This window comes from Sanguibacter antarcticus (genome assembly GCF_002564005.1).
GTDB classification, from domain to species: domain Bacteria; phylum Actinomycetota; class Actinomycetes; order Actinomycetales; family Cellulomonadaceae; genus Sanguibacter; species Sanguibacter antarcticus.
Window position 1 is genome coordinate 1,435,576 of the sequence record NZ_PDJG01000001.1, and the last position, 18,046, is coordinate 1,453,621.

Sequence of the window (18,046 nt, forward strand, 5' to 3'; positions counted from 1 at the left end):
GTCCTGCAGCCGTCATCACCACATGTTCACCCAGAAGTCCGTATTGTTTGTGACAATAGGACCATGACGTCTGAGACCAGCCACGAAGTCCCCGCCGCCGAGCGTCTCGCACCGCAGGCCGTCCGCGACATCGCGGACGTCGCCGCCGTGGAGGTCATCACGACCGCGGCGGTCCACCTCATGAGCGCCGCTGCCGTCAAGTGCGGCCTCGCCGACGAGGAGAACGCGGCAGACCACCTCGACCTCGACGAGGCTCGCAAGCTCATCTCCGCTCTCGCTGCGCTCGTCACGACGGCTGCACCGGACATCGGCAACCAGCATGCCCGATCCCTCCGGGACGGCCTGCGCTCGCTCCAGCTCGCGTTCCGCGAAGCGTCGATCTACCCCGACGCTCCGGGTGAGGGGCCGGGCGAGAAGTTCACCGGAGCCGTGAGTTGACCGGAACAGCGCCCGAGGACGCTCCCCGCCCTCTCACCGACGACGCGACCAGAGCCGACACGGAACCAGATCGGCATGCTGCCGCTCCTCCCGTTCCTGCGTCGATCGAGACCGTGGCCATGCCGGTCCTCGAGCCATACCCGGCTGCTCCCCGGCCGTCCTTCGACGTCCCTGCGTTCGCACCCGTCTCGGTGCACACCCCTGTCGTTCTCCAGCGAGTCAGCACACCCGTCGGCGTGCCGCACGCCGTCGACAGCGAGAACACGACGGCGCGCCACGCCGGAGGAGACGCGGCACACGGATCGACCGACCGGTCCCTGCCTGGTTCGCACACCTCGGCTCACACCTACCGTGCGCCGCGCAGTCGAGGCGCAGCGATCATCGTGCTCTCGTTCGCGCTTGCCCTCGCCGTCGGAGTCGGCACCTACCTGGCGATCCTCTCGAACCAGTGGGAGGCCCGCAGCAGCGAGTGGGAAGCACAGTCGCGAGACCTCGGAGGCGAGGTCGCCGACCTCACCGGGGACGTCGCCGGCATGACGTCTGAGCTGTCGATCGTCCGCGACCAGCTCGCTACCGCCCAGACGCGGATCACCGAGCTCGCAGACGAGAAGGCCCAGGTCGGCGACGACCGGGAGAGCCAGAAGATTCTCGCCAACGACGTCCAAGAGGTGGCCCAGACCGCCCTCAACGTCTCAGCGTCCCTCGGTGACTGCGTCACTGCTCAGAACACCGTCATGGGATACCTCGCGGCTCCCGACACGACGACGCCCGAGATCATCCAGACGGCTGCCACCCAGGCCGACACCGTCTGCGCGGCAGCCGTCGACGACTACAACTCGCTCCAGCGCGACCTGTCGGCCTCATGAGGACCGTCGGCAGCCAGCCGCTACGTCGGCTCCAGACCCTGGGGCTCGGGCTCGTCGCGACAGCACTCGTCATGACCGGCTGCGCCGTCGTCCCCGACTTCCCCGGACCGATGCCGACCTCCGTCGTTCCCGCCGAAGGATCCGGGACCGCACCCGTCAACCCCGGGAACCTCTCCCCCGACGGCTTCGACTCGGCCATGCGCATGGCCGTACGGATCCGCAACGTCAGCTGCGACGACGTCATCCGCGGTACCGGCTTCGCCATCGATGCCCGGACGCTCATCACGAACAAGCACGTGGTGGAAGGCAACCAAGACATCCAGCTGAGCACGTACGACGGGCGTGACGTCGACGTCACCACGTCGGGCACCGCCGCGCTCGCCGACCTCGCCGTCGTGCGGACCGCCGAGGACCTCGACGCCTATCCTGAGCTCGCTGAAGCCGACCCGAAGCCCGGTGACTCGGTCACCGTCGTCGGCTACCCGAACGGTGGGGCGCTCAAGGCGACGAACGGGACCGTGCTGGAGTACACGTCCGACCCGCTCAACGAGAACCTCGGGCAGGTGCTCCTCACCGATGCGCCCGTCGAGCCCGGAAGCTCGGGATCTGCGGCCCTCGACCCGGACGGCAAGGTCATCGGCGTCGTCTACGCGAAGAACTCGAACGGGCTCAGCTACCTCGTTCCGGTGACCACCCTGCGCGACCTGCTCGCTGACGAAGCAGGATTCGTCGCAGCCCCCGAGCCCGTCTGCTGACTCCCCCGGTCGGCGTGCTCAGTCGGCGCGACCGACCCGCAGCTCTAGCGAGTCGACCCGCTCGCTGATGACCGAGCTCGCCGCCAGAGCTGCGTTCACCGTGGCCAGGACGCCGGTGAGCTCCGTCCGCGTGAGACCTGAGTCGATCCCGAGGACCACAGCGACCTCTGCGGTCCGGCCCGTCTCAGCGCGCACCCGAGCGACCGACGGTAGTCCTGAGACTGCCTCGCGAACAGCGTCCGCGATCTCAGGATCGACCGTCCCGTCGACGACGGCGGGCCGCCACGGCTTGCCCTGAGCGATCGCCCAGACAGCAGGGCGCGGCACGAGGACGCTCACGGGACCACCAGGGTCGATGACGAGCAGAGCCCAGTCCTCGCTCACGGCAGACAGCGCCGCACGCGTCGCGTCAGCCGGCACAGGACGCGCGTCGGCACGCCACGCCGCCATGCTCGCGACGCTCGTGAACACCGGCAGAGCCCGCCGACCGTCCGGCGACTGGAGCGCGACGACCCCAGCCGATGCTTCCTTGTCGATCACGTGGCCGTGCTCGCCCTCGTCTGCCACGTCGAGCTCGGCAAGCACCGGGACGAGAACTCTGACCTGCGCGAGACGGTCGACCACCGCGGCGAGCGAGACCGAGCCGTCGTCGTGTCCCGTCAGGAGAGCGGCAAGCTGCTCGTCTGCCGAGCCGTCGTCGCCAGCGAACGGAGACGCCCCAGGGAGCGCCCGTCCGACGAGCGCGGTCTCGGGAGTCTCGTCGGGCGGCACCGACGTCACGGACGGCCAGCGACGTCGAGAGCCTGCGGCAGCGTGAACGCCCCGGCGTAGAGCGCCTTGCCGACGATGGTCCCTTCCACCCCGGCAGCGACGAGCCCGCGCAAGGCTGCCAGGTCGTCCAGGCTCGAGATCCCGCCCGACGCCACGACCGGCGCGTCCGTCCGCGCCGCGACCTCACGCAGCAGCTCGATGTTGGGTCCGCGCAGCGTGCCGTCCTTCGTCACGTCGGTCACGACATAGCGCGCGCACCCTGCCGCATCGAGCCGGGTGAGCACCTCCCAGAGGTCCCCGCCCTCCTGGGTCCAGCCACGTGCCGCGAGCGTCGTCCCGCGCACGTCGAGGCCGACCGCGATCGTGTCGCCGCGCTCGGCGATGACCTTGGCCGTCCACTCAGGGTTCTCGAGCGCAGCCGTACCGAGGTTGACGCGGGAGCACCCCGTCGCGAGCGCTCGCGCCAGCGACTCGTCGTCCCGGATGCCTCCGGAGAGCTCCACCTTGACATCGAGCCGACCGACGACGTCAGCGAGGAGCTCGGCGTTGGAGCCACGACCGAACGCGGCATCGAGGTCCACGAGGTGGATCCACTCCGCGCCGCCGGCCTGCCAGTCGAGAGCGGCCGTCAACGGGTCGCCGTACGACGTCTCCGAGCCGGCCTCCCCCTGGACGAGCCGTACTGCCTGCCCGTCCGCGACGTCGACGGCGGGCAGGAGGATGAGGCGATCAGACATGGCGGAGGGATCCTCTCGGGGAACCGTTCGGGCGGGTGCGGGATGGTTGAGCTGCGGGGGCACGACGAGCGCACCCCAGACGTCAGAGGGAACCGAGCCAGTTCCGCAGCAGGTGGGCCCCTGCGTCACCAGACTTCTCGGGGTGGAACTGCGTGGCGCTGAGCGGGCCGTTCTCGACGGCAGCGACGAACCGTCCACCGTGGTCGGACCACGTGACGGCGGGGGGCTTGAACCGCCCGTCGACCGGCTCGTCCGCGCCGAGAGTGAAGGTGCGGGCCGCGTACGAGTGGACGAAGTAGAAGCGTTCGTCCTCGACCCCGTCGAAGAGCACAGAACCGTCCGGGGCGTCGACCGTGTCCCAGCCCATGTGCGGCACCACCGGAGCCTCGAGACGGTCGACGACACCAGGCCACTGCGCCAGGCCCTCGGCGTGCGCCCCGTGCTCCTCGCCTGCGTCGAACATGATCTGCATGCCGACACAGATCCCGAGGACCGGCCGACCACCAGCGAGACGTCGCTCGATGATCTGTCCGCCGCGCACCGCGTCAAGGCCCTTCATGCACGCAGCGAAGGCACCGACACCCGGCACGACAAGGCCGTCGGCCTCGCTCGCGAGCACCGGGTCGGCGGTCAGCGTGACGTCCGCGCCCGCCCGCTCCAGCGAGCGCACGGCCGAGCGCACGTTGCCGAAACCGTAGTCGAGGACGACGACCGAGCGTGGGGCGCTCATCGACGGGCCTTGCGTGCCGAACGGCCCCCAGCGGCTGCGAGGCTCCGAGCGGCCTTCCAGCGGGAGATGCCTGAGCTCGACACGACACCGTCGAGGTCCTTGACCGACGTCACGCCGAGGAGCAGGTCCTCGAACTCGTGCGGGGCACCGTCGAGCACGAGGCCTGGTGCGAGGTCGCCCGTGCGCTCCCCCGCCTGCCACTGGCCTGCGGAGATCTGGCCGCCCTCCATCTCGACGAGGACGAGCGGCACCGTCTTGACCAAGGTGGAGACAGCCTTCGCCAGCGCCTCGGGCCCGTCACCCGAGGCATCACGGCACACGGCGTACGCACCGATGGGCGAGGTCACCGCATCGACCTGGATCTTGCTCAGAGCACAGGCCGCGGCGAGCGCCTCGGCCGTGGCGACCTGGGTGAGGATGATCGCGATCTTCGGAGTGGCCTGCGACGTCACAGCGCCCCCTTCGTCGACGGGATGCCGTGCACCCGCGCGTCAGGTTCGACTGCTGCGCGGAGCGCGCGCGCCAGCGCCTTGAACTGCGCCTCGACGATGTGGTGCGGGTCGCGGCCTGCGAGAACACGCATGTGGATGCAGATGCCGGCGTGGTGAGCGACAGACTCCAGCACGTGCCGGGTCAGCGATCCGGTGAAGTGACCACCGATGAGGTGGTACTCCTGGCCTGCAGGCTCGCCGGTGTGGACGAGGTACGGTCGGCCGGAGACATCGACCACCGCCTGGGCGAGCGCCTCGTCGAGGGGGACGAGGGCGTCGCCGAAGCGGCCGATGCCGGCCTTGTCCCCGAGCGCGATCCGCAGCGCCTCACCGAGCGCGATGGCGACGTCCTCCACCGTGTGGTGGACGTCGATGTGGGTGTCGCCCGTCGCACGGACCGTGAGGTCGATGAGCGAGTGCTTGCCCAGGGCCGTGAGCATGTGGTCGTAGAACGGCACCGAGGTCGAGATCTCCGTGCGCCCCGTCCCGTCGAGGTCGATCTCGACGAGGACGCTCGACTCGCTCGTCGTGCGTTCGATGCGTGCCGTGCGGGAACCGCTCACAGTCCTGCCACCTCCACCAGTGCGTCCTTGAACGCCACCATGTCCTGCGGGGTACCGATCGATACCCGCAGCCAGCCGTCCGGGCCCGTCTCACGGATGAGCACACCACGGTCGAGAAGACCTTGCCACACCGCATGACGGTCGTCGAACGAACCGAAGAGCACAAAGTTGGCGTCCGTGTCAGCGACCTCGAGAGGAACGCCAGCCAGCTGTCGGCTGCGGAGCCACTCGACGGTCGCGTCACGCTCGGCGCGCAGGGCGTCGACCTGCGCGAGCAAGGTCGCCGAGTGCTTGAGCGCCGCCCGTGCGACAGCCTGCGTCACGGCCGAGAGGTGGTACGGCAGACGCACGACGCGGAGCACGTCGACGAGGTCGCGCGACGCGGCAAGATAGCCCACCCGTGCGCCCGCGAGCGCGAAGGCCTTCGACATCGTCCGGCTCACTGCCAGGTTCGGGTAGGTCGACAGCAGCTCCATCGCCGACGGGACGCCGTCGCGGCGAAACTCACCGTAGGCCTCGTCGACGACGACCACCGCAGGTGCACCGTCCACGTCGACCGCGAGCGCAGCCTCGCACACAGCGCGGACGGTGCTCGACGGGAGGGTCGTGCCCGTGGGGTTGTTCGGCGACGTGAGGAGGATCACGGACGGCTGGTGCTCGAGCACCGCTGCCGTGGCGACGTCCGGATCCACGGTGAAGTCCGTCTCGCGCCGCCCGGCGATCCACTCCGTGAGGGTGTCACGGGCATATTCCGGGTACATCGAGTACGTCGGGGCGAAGGACAGCGCCGCGCGGCCAGGACCACCGAACGCTTGGAGGAGGTGGAGCATGACCTCGTTCGAGCCGTTCGCAGCCCAGACCTGCTCGGGTGCGACCCGCACCCCGGACTCCGTCGCCAGATAGTCGGCGAGGTCGCTGCGCAGGGCGAGAAACTCCCGGTTGGGGTACCTGTTGAGACCGCCGGCAGCTGCCGCGACGTCACGGGCGATCGTCTCGACGACCTCGGCGCTCGGCGGGTAGGGGTTCTCGTTGACGTTGAGCAGGTGCGGGACGTCGAGCTGGGGCGCACCGTACGGCTCCATGCCAGCGATCCCCGGGCGCGCGGGCAGGCGAGAGGAACGCTCGCGAGAAGCAGATCGTTCGGAAGAAGGGGGCGTCGACATCACCCACCTAGTCTAGAGAAGGTGTCGAGACGATTCGGTCACCGTCCGTCCTGTGGCCTCCTGCAGCCGCCTGTCGCCGCCGTGGTGCTCGGCTCGCCTGAGCAGCCGGAGCACGGTCCGTCCACAGGGTGCACCGCGCGGCGCACACCAGCCACGAGAGTCTCTAGGGTGGACGCATGACGTCTCCCGCTGATCCCGCGCTGCCCGCTTCCGACACCGACGGCGGACCGGTCAAGCCACGCGGTCCGAAGCGGTGGGGCGTCGAGCCGGACTGGTCGAAGCTGCCGACGACACGCCGCGCACCGATCGTCGACGACTCACCCGCCTGGGGGACGTCGTCGATCGATGCCCGCCAGCTCATGAACCTTCCGGTTCCCGACGAGCTCGCCGAGGCTGACGAGAGCAGTGACGACCCGGACGAGGCGGCGGTCGACGAGACTCCGGCCCCAGAGTCGGCTCCCGTCGAACCTGAGGCTGTCGAACCACGCATCGCCGACGTGCCTGTCGCTCGCCAGGCCCCCGTCGAGCAGGCACAGGACGCGCCTGCACAGGACGAGGCGGGCTACGACGACCCGTACAAGGACGTCCCCTACTTCGACGAACCGCCCGGCGACCCCGCGTGGGCGGACGAGCCGCACCCCGCAGACGGCGCACCCGCACAAAGGAGTTCCACGAGACGCCCCGCTGGACGCGCGTCGGAGCGTCCGACGGTCCGACCGGTCCCCCGCACCGCGACGTCTGTGGTCGTGGGCGACGACGAAGACCTGCGTCCCGAGGCCGAGGCCGCGCTGCGCCGTCTCGTCGGCCGTCAGGACGTGGTGCTGCGCGACGACCAGTGGACAGCGATCGACGCGCTCGTGCGCGAGCACCGCCGTGCACTCGTGGTCCAGCGCACCGGCTGGGGCAAGTCGGCCGTGTACTTCGTGTCCACCGCGCTCCTGCGCGCCCGAGGCGCGGGGCCCACGATCATCATCTCGCCGCTGCTCGCCCTCATGCGCGACCAGATCTCTGCGGCCGAGCGTGCCGGGATCCGTGCTGCCACCATCAACTCGGCCAACGTCACCGAGTGGGACCAGATCCATGCGCAGATCGAGTCCGGGCAGATCGACGTCCTGCTGTGCTCGCCCGAGCGTCTGAACAACCCCGGCTTCCGGGACGAGGTCCTGCCACGCCTAGCGGCAGACGCCGGCCTCGTCGTCATCGACGAGGCCCACTGCGTCTCCGACTGGGGGCACGACTTCCGGCCCGACTACCGCCGCATCCGCACGCTCCTCGGAGAGCTCCCGACCGGGATCCCTGTCCTCGCGACGACCGCGACGGCCAACTCGCGGGTCACGCAAGACGTGGCGGAGCAGCTCGAGGTGCCCGGCGCCGACGGAGCCCGTGCCGAGGTGCTCGTCCTGCGCGGCGGTCTGGACCGTGAGTCGCTGCACCTCAGCGTCCTGCGTCTGGGCGACCAGCCCACCCGGGTCGCCTGGTTGCTCGAGGCCCTCCGCTCGGTCCAGGGGTCCGGGATCGTCTACTGCCTCACGGTCTCCGTGGCCGAGCAGGTGGCCGCCCAGCTCAAGGCCGCCGGGATCCCCGTCGCGGCCTACACCGGTCGCACCGACCCGACCGAGCGGGAGTCGCTCGAGGCGGACCTCAAGGCCAACCGGGTCAAGGCGCTCGTCGCGACGTCCGCCCTCGGGATGGGCTTCGACAAGCCCGATCTCGGGTTCGTCGTCCACATGGGGGCTCCGAGCTCGCCGATCGCGTACTACCAGCAGGTCGGGCGTGCGGGACGCGCCGTCGACAGCGCGCTGGTCGTGCTGCTCCCCGGCGAGGAGGACCGCCGGATCTGGGAGTACTTCGGATCGTTGGCCTTCCCGCAGGAGCACCAGGTGCGGGCCACGCTCGACGCCCTGGCCCGCGGCGGCACGCAGTCAGCCCCGGCGCTGGAGACCCAGGTGGATCTCACGCGCTCCCGTCTCGAGATGATGCTCAAGGTGCTCGACGTCGACGGGGCGGTCAAGCGTGTCAAGGGCGGCTGGGAGTCCACCGGACAGGGATGGTCCTACGACGCGGACAGGTATGCGCGCGTCGAGCAGGCCCGGCTCGCCGAGCAGCGCACGATGCTCGACTACATCGCGACGGACGGCTGCCGCATGGCGTTCCTGCGTGCCACGCTCGACGACCCGGACCTGGCGCCCGGGACGCGGTGCGGACGGTGCGACAACTGCGGCGGCGCGGACGTGCCCGCTGCGCCGAGCACCGAGCACGTGTCGCAGGCCCGCCAGGCGATGGACGTCCCTGGAGTGACGATCGAGCCGCGCAAGATGTGGCCGTCGGGGATGGCATCGCTCGACGTCGACCTCAAGGGCAAGATCCCCGAGTCGCAGCAGGCCGCGCCCGGGCGCGCTGTCGCCCGGCTCGACGGCCTCGGCTGGTCCCAGCCGCTCCGCGAGCTCTTCGCACCAAGCACCCCCGACGGTGAGACCCCTGTGCACCTGCGCCGAGCCGTCGTCCAGGTGCTCGACGCGTGGCCTGCTGGGAAGGCCGTCGACGGCGTCGTGGCGATCCGGTCGACGACACGGCCCGTGCTCGTCCAGCACCTCGCACACGGGCTCGCGACCTACCTGGGAAAGCCCTTCGTCGGCACCATCGGCCCTGCACCGGCTCACGAGGAGCCTGGGCGTCACGACGTGAACTCCGCGATGCGCCTGGCGTCCGTGGAGAAGCGGCTCGTGCTCGAGCTGAGCCCTGCCGCTGCGGCCGGGCTCGAGGGCCGTGCGCTGCTGCTCGTCGACGACCTCGTCGGTTCCGGGTGGACGCAGGCTGTCGCTGCACGTCTGCTGCGTGCCGCCGGCGCACGCACGGTCCTGCCGCTGGTCCTCGCGCAGCGCTGACACGCCGGCGGGTCAGCGCGTCGACTGCTGCCAGCGGCGACCACCGAGCACGAAACCGACAGCGACGAGGAGGAAGAGCACAGCGAGCGCAGCCCACCCGGCGACGCCGTGAGCGATCGCCGTCGCGGTGACGAGGAGCGGGGCTGCCATCATCGCGATGGACTGGCCCGTCTGGCTCACGCCTTGGTAGGCACCAGCGGTCCGTTCGTCAGCCATGTCGAAAGACAAGGTCCACGACCCGGCCTCGCCCCAGAGCTCGGCTGCGGCGTGCACGATCGCGGCCACGAGGAGCAGCACGACCGCGAGGAGGGCGTTGCCGAGCGCTGCCGCGGCGTAGAGCCCGCAGGCGAGCGCGAGCACGACGCAGGCGCGGGTCATCGTCCGGGCAGCAGAGACGACCGACGTAGCCCTGCGAGAGAAGCGCACCTGGAACAGCGCCACCAGAACGGTGTTCACCAGCAGCAGGACGGAGATCATGATCGTCGGCGCCTGCGTGTGTCCGGCGATCCAGAGCGGCAGCCCCACCGTCTGCATGCCGAAGTGGATGCCGAAGACGCTCGTGAGCCCCACCATCGTGAGGTAAGCAGGATCACGGAACGGGGACCGTCCGCGGGGCTGCGCCTCGCCCGAGCCCTCCGGCGGCCCGTCCGCGAGCGCGGCGTGGTCCTCGGACCGGGCACGCCCGTCCGGTTCGACGAGCACCGGGACCACGAGCACCGGTTCGACGAGCTCCACGGCGACCGACCGTCGGGCGAGACGGACGAGCGGCACCGCACCGCTCGTGGCGAGCAGACCGACGACGAGCACGCTCGCACGGTAGGCGACGTCGGTGTCCACGAGCAGAGCGCCGGCGGCGACACACGTGCCGATCCCGATCCCGATGTTCACGACGACGTGCAGCCGCGCGCGCATCTCGATGCGGGTGGGCCCGGTGAACGAGCGGGCGACGAGGGCGGAGCGCGCCGCGCCACCGGCCTGGCGGGTCCCCGTCGCGAGGCACGCGATGAGGACGAAGGCCACGACGCCGTCAGCGACGGCGAACGACGCGAGCGCGAGCCCCTGGACGAGGACGCACACGATGAGCAGGCGGAGGGCGCCCACCCGGTCGGCGAGGAAGCCCGCGCCGAGCGAGGCGAGGACGCCGACCGCCCCGGCGACGGTCAGACCGATGCCGACAGTGATCGGGTCGATGCCCATCGACCTCGTGAACAGCAGCGCTGAGACCGCGTAGAACATGCCGTTGGCGACGGTGAGGGACATCGAGGCTGCGGTGAGTGCACGGGCGACCGCGTCGTCGGGGCGGAACGTCCGTGTCAGCTCGTCCTGGATCCGTCGGGAGCGGACGGTCGCGCGAGAAGTGGTGGAGGGGAGCACCGCACCATCACAGGGCAGATGACACGCGGATCCCAATGATGAAGGATATGACTTCATGCTTCGATACACGATCTCCGACTCCGATCTCAGCGCCGTCCGTTTCGCGCTGTCTCCGCTCAACGAGCTCGGTCTCTCGCTGCGCGCCCTGAGCTACCCCGCACGATTCCCTGCGCACCTCTCGTGGGTCCGCACGGTCGCCGAGAGCACCGCGCCGACGGATCTCGCGATCCTCCGCGCTCTCGTCGACGAACGACTGTGGGTCCCTGACTTCCTCACGCCCGTCCCGGTGAGCCCGCTGACGCGCTTCGACGACGAGATCGCTACGCTGGCCACCCTCGCGGACGACCTCGTCGAGCGTGACCTCGACGCCGTCCACACCTCGCGACCGGCACTCCTGCGGGGCCGCCCGGCGGCTGTCCGTGCCCGCATCGTCGAAGCGGTGGGTGCCTACTGGCAGACGTCGTTCCAGCCGTCGTGGTCGCGCATGCGCGGGGTCCTCGACGCCGACATCGTCTTTCGGGGTCGCGCGATCAGTCGCACCGGCCTCGCCGGCATGTTCGCAGGCCTCTCCCCCGCGGTGGCCTTCGACGGCAGGTACGTCACCCTGTGCCACCGAGACCCCCGTGTACGCATCGTCGAGACCGGCGGGGCGGGGCTCACCCTCATCCCCAGCCTCTTCACGCTACGGATGTCCTCACCGGTCCACGACAGCGCGCCACCGTCGGTCGTCTACCCGGCGCGCGGCGCAGCCACGCTCCTCGAGCCTGCTCTCCCCACCGCAGGCACCGCGCTCGTCGACCTCCTCGGCCGCACCCGCGCGACCCTTCTCGAGGCGCTCCACGAACCGACCTCCTCGACGGAGCTCGCTCGACGGCTCGGCATCACGACGAGCGCCGTCAACCAGCACCTGCGCGTCATGCACGACGCCGGGCTCCTCACCCGAGCCAGGCACGGCCGCTCCGTGCTCTACCTCACGAGCTCGGTCGGCGCTGCGCTCGCTCCGCTGTCCGCGCAGTAGGACCACGCGCGGGCCCCGCGCACCGAGGTCAGACGAAGCGAGCCTGAACAGCCTCACCGTGCGCGGGAAGGTCCTCCGCATCGGCGAAAGCGACGATCCTGGTCGCGATCTCCTCGAGGGCGTCCGCCGAGTACTCGATGACCTGCACCGCCTTGATGAAGCTGTGCACGCCGAGCCCGCTCGCGAAGTGCGCACAGCCACCCGTCGGCAAGACGTGGTTGGAACCGGCCATGTAGTCCCCGAGCGACACCGGAGAGTACGGACCGACGAAGATCGCACCCGCGTTCGTGATCCGCTCGGCGACGGCGGCCGCGTCCGCCGTCTGGATCTCGAGGTGCTCGGCGCCGTACGCGTCGACCACCTCGATGCCGTGGTCGACGCTGTCGACGAGGACGATCGCGGACTGCGGACCCGCGAGCGCCTGGAGCACCCTCTCGGAGTGACGGGTCGCGAGCGCCGCGTCGGTCAGACGCGCCTCGACGGCGCTCGCGAGCTCGACGCTCGGCGTGACGAGCACCGCAGCCGCAGCCGGGTCGTGCTCCGCCTGGCTGATGAGGTCGGCTGCGACGTGGCCCGGGTCGGCGCCTGCGTCGGCGAGGATCGCGATCTCGGTGGTGCCGGCCTCTGCGTCGATGCCCACGACCCCGCGGACGAGACGCTTCGCCGCAGCGACGTAGACGTTCCCGGGACCCGTGACGACGTTGACCGGCTCGCAGAGGATCGCGCCGTCCTGCGGCTCGCTCCCGGTCGCCCCGTAGGCGAACATCGCGATCGCCTGCGCACCGCCCACGGCATAGATCTCGTCGATCCCGAGCAGCGCGCACGCAGCGAGGATCGTCGGGTGCGGCAGACCTCCACCCGACCGCTGCGGGGGCGAGGCGACCGCGAGCGAGCGCACTCCTGCTTCTTGCGCTGCGACGACGTTCATGATGACCGAGGACGGGTAGACCGCGAGTCCCCCCGGGACGTAGAGCCCCACACGCCGCACCGGCACCCACCGCTGGCGGACCTGCGCTCCGGGAGCGAGGTCGACGGTGAAGGGCGCGGGAAGCTGGGCCGCGTGGACGGCACGGACCCGGGAGATGGACTCCTCGATGGCCGCCCGCACAGCGGGATCGAGCTCCAGGAGCGCTCGTGCGACGTCGTCGGCCGGGACGCGCAGGTGCGTCGGACGGACCCCGTCGAAGCGTTCAGCAAGGTCTCGGAGCTCCGCAGCGCCGCGCTCGCGCACAGCGGCGATGATCGGCTCGACGACCGCGGCGGCATCCTCCACCCGGACCTCGGCGCGCGGCAGCGCCTCGATGAGCTCACGAGCAGACAGGGAGCGACCTCGCAGGTCGAGTCGATTGATCACCCGCCCATCCTAGGCGGAGCGGCAGTCCCTCGCCGAGCCCTCTGGGTCGGGCAGAGAGCGACGGGCAGGCTCTCCGGAGCACGGCGTCCGTCACCGCCGCCCGCACCAGCCGTGGTCCCCGGTCGCATCTCCACGCGGGAGAATAGCCCTATGGAGCGTGTAGAGATCACCGACGACATCATCCGCCTGGGCCAGTTCCTCAAGCTGGCGGGCCTCGCCGAGTCCGGGGCACAGGCCCGCGAGCTCATCACCGACGGCGAGGTGTCCGTCAACGGCGAGGTGGACACGCGACGCGGCCGTCAGCTCCACAAGGGCGACGTGGTCACCGTCGATGCTCCCGCCGGGCAGTTCAGCGCCGAGGTCGGCTGACAGTCGTCCAGCGCACCCGGGGCGCCTAGACGAGACGCCGTCGCGCGGGCCAGTCAGCGCGCCATGTAGCTGGAGCTCATCACCTTGTCCACGACGATGACGAGCAGGACCCGCCGGGCGTTCTCCCGCGGCTCGCGGTAGCGACGTGCGTACCGCACGACCGCTTCGTCGATCTCTTCCGGCTCGCGCGAGACGCTCACGGGACCTTCGAGGGTGATCCACCGCCCGCCGTCGACCTGGCAGACAGCCGCGCGGGCCGGTCTCCCGTCGGGGCCGGTCCGGTCTGCGTTGAGCGCTTTGACGCTGTCACCGCTCGTCGTGATGCGCACGACCCCGGCGTCCGGGTCCCAGGTGAAACCGACCGGGACGACGTGCGGCGAACCGTCCGCCCGCAGGGTCGACAACGTCGCGAGATGGCGCTCGGTGACGAACACGTGCTGCTCAGGCGTCAGATGGATCACAACGCACGAGTCTATGCGGCAAACCCGAACGTCATGAGCCTCGGGGCTCCGCCTCGGCGAACCGCGTCGAAGACGGCCCGCTCGTGCGGCACCACGAGCTCAGGCAGAGCGTCCCACCCGAACCAGCGCAGGTCTGCGGCCTTCTCAGGTTCCTGCAGCGACGGGTCGCCGTCCCACCGGGTGCACCGGAAGAAGAAGTCCACGCGTTCTTCGATCGGTCCGCCGCCGGGCAGCGTGCGGTGCATGACGGTCAGCGGCTCGAGCTGGTCGGCAGCGAGGACCAGACCGAGCTCCTCGTGCGCCTCCCGCAGCGCAGCGTCGACGACCGACTCCCCCTGCTCGACGTGGCCTGCCGCAGCCGTCGCCCAGTACCCGTCCATGTACCCGGTGTCTCGACGCAGCTGAAGAAGGATCCCGGGCACCTGCCCCTCCCGGAGGAAGACGACGTACGCCGCCGGGACCACCTGGAACCGCACCGGACCGGACGCCGTCACGCTGTCGTGGTGCTCGACGCGAGACAGCTCGGACCGAGGAGCGCCTTGAGGTCCCCGTACAAGGACGGGTTGCGCTGGACCCGCAAGGCGTCGCCGACCCGCATGACCTTCGTCCGCCCCGGGCTCGTGAGGCTCAGGTGCAGCGGGGTGCTCCCCGGGTGCGTACGGAGGATCTCCCGGAGCCGTTCCACCACGTCCTGCGTGCACCTCGACTCGGCGAGCGTCACGACGACCGGGGAGTCGCCCCCTGTCGAGATGTCCGGGAGCGAGACCTCCATCGCCTGGAGCTGCATCGTCTCGTCGCGGCGACGGACCCGTCCGCGCAGCACGACGACCTGGTCTTCCGCGAGGATCGTCGAGTACGCGAGGTATGTCTCACCGAAGAACATCACCTCGACACCGCCGTCGAGGTCCTCGATCGTCACGGCTGCCCACGGGTTGCCCTGCTTGGACATCTTGCGCTGCAACGACGTGATGAGGCCGGCGATGACGACTGTCGAGCCGTCGTGGCGCGACTCGTCCGACAGGAGCGCCGCGATCGACGTCTCGGCCGCCTGCGCCAAGACGTGCTCGAGACCCGAGAGTGGATGGTCCGAGACGTAGAGCCCGAGCATGTCCCGCTCGAACGCGAGCAGCTGCTTCTTCTCCCAGTCGGGAAGGTCCGGGATGTCGACCGTGAACGACATGCCTTCGTCATCCTCGCCGCCGAACCCGGCGAAGAGGTCGAACTGGCCCTCGGCCTCTTTGCGCTTGACGCCGATGACCGAGTCGACAGCCTGCTCGTGCACCACCTGCAGCGCACGGCGCGTGTGCCCGAGCGAGTCGAAGGCGCCCGCCTTGATGAGCGACTCGATCGTCCGCTTGTTGCAGACGACCGCCGGGACCTTGTCGAGAAAATCGGTGAACGACGTGAACTCTGTCTTCTCCTCACGCGTACGCACGACGGCGTCGACCACGTTCGCGCCGACGTTGCGCACCGCCGTGAGGCCGAAGCGGATGTCCTTGTCGACAGCGGTGAAGTTGGCCGACGAGGAGTTCACGTCGGGCGGCAGGACCGTGATGTGCATCCGCCGGCACTCGTTGAGATAGAGCGCAGACTTGTCCTTGTCGTCACGCACGCTCGTGAGCAGCGCCGCCATGTACTCGGTCGGGTAGTTCGCCTTGAGATACGCCGTCCAGTAGGAGACCACACCGTATGCCGCAGAGTGCGCCTTGTTGAACGCGTAGTCCGAGAACGGCAGCAAGATGTCCCACAGCGCCTTGACGGCCGCCATCGAGAACCCACGCTCGACCATGCCGCCGGAGAATCCCTCGAACTGCTTGTCCAGCTCGGACTTCTTCTTCTTGCCCATCGCACGGCGCAGGATGTCTGCCTGACCGAGCGAGAAGCCGGCGACCTTCTGCGCGATGGCCATGACCTGCTCTTGGTAGACGATCAGGCCGTGCGTGGTCCCGAGGATCTCGAGGAGCGGCTCCTCGAGCTCAGGATGGATCGGTGTGACCTCCTGCAGGCCGTTCTTGCGCAGCGCGTAGTTCGTGTGGGAGTTCGCACCCATCGGCCCGGGCCGGTACAGCGCACCGACGGCGGAGATGTCCTCGAAGTTGTCGGGGCGCATGAGCTTGAGGAGCGTGCGCATGCCGCCGCCGTCGAGCTGGAAGACCCCTAGGGTGTCTCCGCGTCCGAGGAGCGCGTAGGTCGCGGAGTCGTCGAGTGCCAGGGTCTCGAGCACGACAGGCTCTTTGCCGTTCATGACGATGTTCTCGAGAGCATCGTCGAGGATCGTGAGGTTGCGCAGCCCCAAGAAGTCCATCTTGATGAGCCCGAGCTCTTCGCACTTCGGGTAGTCGAACTGCGTGATCACAGCCCCGTCCTGAAGACGACGCATGATCGGGATGATGTCGATGAGCGGGTCGCTCGACATGATGACGCCCGCAGCGTGGACGCCCCACTGGCGCTTCAGGCCCTCGATCCCCTTCGCGAGCTCGACGACGCGCTGAGCCTCCGGGTCGGTGGCGTGGACCTGGCGGAACTCCTCAGCCTCGTTGTACCGCTTGTCGGACGGGTCGAAGATCCCCGTGAGCGTGATGTCCTTGCCCATGATGGCGGGCGGCATCGCCTTGGTGAGCTTCTCCCCCATCGCGTACGGCATCCCGAGGAGCCGGCTCGAGTCCTTGAGCGCCTGTTTGGCCTTGATGGTGCCGTACGTGACGATCTGCGCGACGCGGTCCTCGCCATACTTCTCCGAGACGTACCGGATGACCTCACCGCGCCTGCGCTCGTCGAAGTCGACGTCGAAGTCGGGCATGGACACACGGTCCGGGTTGAGGAAGCGCTCGAACAGCAGACCGTGCTGGATCGGGTCGAGGTCGGTGATCCGCAGGGCGTACGCGACCATGGAACCGGCACCCGAGCCACGGCCGGGACCGACCCGGATCCCGTTGTCCTTCGACCAGTTGATGAAGTCCGCGACGACGAGGAAGTAGCCCTCGAAGCCCATCTGGGAGATGACGCGCGTCTCGTAGTCGGCTCGTTGGCGCACCTCGTCCGAGACCCCGCCCGGATAGCGGTACCGCAGGCCCGCCTCGACCTCTTTGACGAACCACGAGGTCTCGTCCTCGCCCTCCGGGCACGGGTAGTTCGGCATGTAGTTCGCCGAGGTGTTGAACGAGACGTCGCACTGCTCGGCGATGAGCAGCGTGTTGTCGCAGGCCTCGGGCAGCTCTCGCCACAGGTGGCGCATCTCCGACGCGGACTTGACGTAGTAGCCGTCACCGGAGAAGGAGAACCGGTCGGGGTCGGCGAGCGTCGAGCCGGAGTTGATGCACAGGAGCGCGTCGTGAGAGTGGCTGTCCTCCTGCTTGACGTAGTGGAGGTCGTTCGTCGCGACGACCGGCGCCCCGATGTCCTTCGCGATCCGCAGGAGGTCCTTGTACACGCGGGTCTCGATGTCGAGGCCGTGGTCCATGAGCTCGACGTAGTAGTTCTCGCGGCCGAAGATGTCCTGCAGCTCACCCGCTGCGCGGACCGCCTCGTCGTAGTGGCCCAGACGCAGCCGCGTCTGCACCTCCCCCGACGGGCAGCCGGTGGAGCCGATCATCCCGCTGGCATAGCGCGAGAGCAGGTCGCGGTCCATGCGCGGCCACTTGCCCATCTGGCCGTCGAGAGACGCCAGAGAGCTCATCCGGAAGAGGTTGTGGAGACCGTCGTTGTTGCGCGCCCACAACGTCATGTGCGTGTACGAGCCGCGGGCAGAGACGTCGTCGCCCGCCTGGCTCGCGTCGCCCCAGCGCACACGCGTCGAGTCGAACCGCGACGTCCCTGGAGTGACGTACGCCTCGACGCCGATGATGGGCTTCACGCCCGCGGCCGTCGCCTGCTTCCAGAAGTCGTACGCACCGAAGAGGTATCCGTGGTCCGTCGTCGCGATGGCCTTCTGACCGAGCCGGACCGTCTCGTCGAAGAGGTCACCGAGCCGAGCCGCACCGTCGAGCATCGAGTACTCGGTGTGGACATGGAGGTGGACGAAATCCTCGGAGCTCGAGGCAGGTGCAGACGGCATGCGACGAGTCTAGATCG

At 69.6% G+C, this 18,046-nt stretch carries 17 protein-coding genes; 6 read left to right on the top strand and 11 right to left on the bottom strand.

Annotated elements, in window-relative coordinates:
• The first annotated feature begins 63 nt into the window (after window positions 1-63).
• The 3 genes from ATL42_RS06485 to ATL42_RS06495 all read left to right on the top strand — a co-directional run bounded on the left by ATL42_RS06485 (window position 64) and on the right by ATL42_RS06495 (window position 2,059).
• The gene (locus ATL42_RS06485; protein WP_098454645.1) at window positions 64-438 is read left to right on the top strand and encodes a DUF1844 domain-containing protein; all 375 of its coding nucleotides are present in this window, start codon (window positions 64-66) and stop codon (window positions 436-438) included.
• A 119-nt stretch (window positions 439-557) separates the two neighbouring features.
• Window positions 558-1,304 (top strand): hypothetical protein, encoded by a 747-nt coding sequence (locus ATL42_RS06490; RefSeq protein ID WP_098454646.1) that lies wholly within the window; start codon window positions 558-560, stop codon window positions 1,302-1,304.
• Entirely contained in the window at window positions 1,301-2,059 is a 759-nt protein-coding gene (locus tag ATL42_RS06495) for a S1C family serine protease (protein ID WP_098454647.1), read from the top strand. Before ATL42_RS06490 ends, ATL42_RS06495 begins: the two co-directional genes overlap by 4 nt.
• A gap of 18 nt (window positions 2,060-2,077) precedes the next feature.
• Here ATL42_RS06495 and ATL42_RS06500 read toward each other — a convergent pair whose 3' ends face one another.
• The 6 genes from ATL42_RS06500 to ATL42_RS06525 form a co-directional block, all read right to left on the bottom strand.
• Entirely contained in the window at window positions 2,078-2,839 is a 762-nt protein-coding gene (locus ATL42_RS06500) for an SseB family protein (RefSeq protein WP_425443189.1), read from the bottom strand.
• Window positions 2,836-3,567 carry a bifunctional 1-(5-phosphoribosyl)-5-((5-phosphoribosylamino)methylideneamino)imidazole-4-carboxamide isomerase/phosphoribosylanthranilate isomerase PriA gene (gene priA / locus ATL42_RS06505; RefSeq protein WP_098454648.1) on the bottom strand — a complete coding sequence of 244 codons (732 nt, stop codon included), beginning with the start codon at window positions 3,565-3,567 and terminating at the stop codon, window positions 2,836-2,838. The genes ATL42_RS06500 and priA overlap by 4 nt, the downstream gene beginning before the upstream one ends.
• 82 nt (window positions 3,568-3,649) lie before the next feature.
• On the bottom strand, window positions 3,650-4,297 hold the full coding sequence (gene hisH, locus ATL42_RS06510) for an imidazole glycerol phosphate synthase subunit HisH (protein ID WP_098454649.1): 648 nt from the start codon (window positions 4,295-4,297) through the stop codon (window positions 3,650-3,652).
• On the bottom strand, window positions 4,294-4,749 hold the full coding sequence (locus ATL42_RS06515) for a hypothetical protein (protein WP_098454650.1): 456 nt from the start codon (window positions 4,747-4,749) through the stop codon (window positions 4,294-4,296). The genes hisH and ATL42_RS06515 overlap by 4 nt, the downstream gene beginning before the upstream one ends.
• On the bottom strand, window positions 4,746-5,351 hold the full coding sequence (hisB, locus tag ATL42_RS06520; RefSeq protein WP_098454651.1) for an imidazoleglycerol-phosphate dehydratase HisB: 606 nt from the start codon (window positions 5,349-5,351) through the stop codon (window positions 4,746-4,748). Before hisB ends, ATL42_RS06515 begins: the two co-directional genes overlap by 4 nt.
• Window positions 5,348-6,514, bottom strand: coding sequence for a histidinol-phosphate transaminase (locus tag ATL42_RS06525; protein ID WP_098454652.1), 1,167 nt, complete (start codon window positions 6,512-6,514; stop codon window positions 5,348-5,350). The genes hisB and ATL42_RS06525 overlap by 4 nt, the downstream gene beginning before the upstream one ends.
• 176 nt (window positions 6,515-6,690) lie before the next feature.
• On the opposite strand from ATL42_RS06525, the gene ATL42_RS06530 reads away from it, so the two are divergent.
• Window positions 6,691-9,399: a RecQ family ATP-dependent DNA helicase gene (locus ATL42_RS06530; protein ID WP_245862214.1), complete on the top strand. Its 2,709-nt coding sequence runs from the start codon at window positions 6,691-6,693 to the stop codon at window positions 9,397-9,399.
• Between the two features lie 12 nt (window positions 9,400-9,411).
• Here ATL42_RS06530 and ATL42_RS06535 read toward each other — a convergent pair whose 3' ends face one another.
• On the bottom strand, window positions 9,412-10,773 hold the full coding sequence (locus ATL42_RS06535; protein ID WP_169925354.1) for an MFS transporter: 1,362 nt from the start codon (window positions 10,771-10,773) through the stop codon (window positions 9,412-9,414).
• A 55-nt stretch (window positions 10,774-10,828) separates the two neighbouring features.
• On the opposite strand from ATL42_RS06535, the gene ATL42_RS06540 reads away from it, so the two are divergent.
• Window positions 10,829-11,791 carry an ArsR/SmtB family transcription factor gene (locus ATL42_RS06540; protein ID WP_098454654.1) on the top strand — a complete coding sequence of 321 codons (963 nt, stop codon included), beginning with the start codon at window positions 10,829-10,831 and terminating at the stop codon, window positions 11,789-11,791.
• 28 nt (window positions 11,792-11,819) lie between these two features.
• On the opposite strand, the gene hisD is transcribed toward ATL42_RS06540, so the two are convergent.
• Window positions 11,820-13,145 carry a histidinol dehydrogenase gene (hisD, locus tag ATL42_RS06545; RefSeq protein WP_098454655.1) on the bottom strand — a complete coding sequence of 442 codons (1,326 nt, stop codon included), beginning with the start codon at window positions 13,143-13,145 and terminating at the stop codon, window positions 11,820-11,822.
• Between the two features lie 150 nt (window positions 13,146-13,295).
• On the opposite strand from hisD, the gene ATL42_RS06550 reads away from it, so the two are divergent.
• The gene (locus ATL42_RS06550) at window positions 13,296-13,514 is read left to right on the top strand and encodes an RNA-binding S4 domain-containing protein (protein ID WP_098454656.1); all 219 of its coding nucleotides are present in this window, start codon (window positions 13,296-13,298) and stop codon (window positions 13,512-13,514) included.
• 53 nt (window positions 13,515-13,567) lie between these two features.
• Here ATL42_RS06550 and ATL42_RS06555 read toward each other — a convergent pair whose 3' ends face one another.
• From ATL42_RS06555 to dnaE, 3 genes are read right to left on the bottom strand one after another with little or no spacing between them, the layout of a single operon-like run.
• Window positions 13,568-13,975, bottom strand: a complete 408-nt coding sequence (locus tag ATL42_RS06555) for a pyridoxamine 5'-phosphate oxidase family protein (RefSeq protein ID WP_098454657.1) — start codon at window positions 13,973-13,975, stop codon at window positions 13,568-13,570.
• Window positions 13,976-13,986: 11 nt separating this feature from the next.
• Window positions 13,987-14,469 carry an NUDIX hydrolase gene (locus ATL42_RS06560; protein ID WP_211281786.1) on the bottom strand — a complete coding sequence of 161 codons (483 nt, stop codon included), beginning with the start codon at window positions 14,467-14,469 and terminating at the stop codon, window positions 13,987-13,989.
• Window positions 14,466-18,029 carry a DNA polymerase III subunit alpha gene (gene dnaE, locus ATL42_RS06565; RefSeq protein WP_098454658.1) on the bottom strand — a complete coding sequence of 1,188 codons (3,564 nt, stop codon included), beginning with the start codon at window positions 18,027-18,029 and terminating at the stop codon, window positions 14,466-14,468. The genes ATL42_RS06560 and dnaE overlap by 4 nt, the downstream gene beginning before the upstream one ends.
• Window positions 18,030-18,046: the final 17 nt, after the last annotated feature.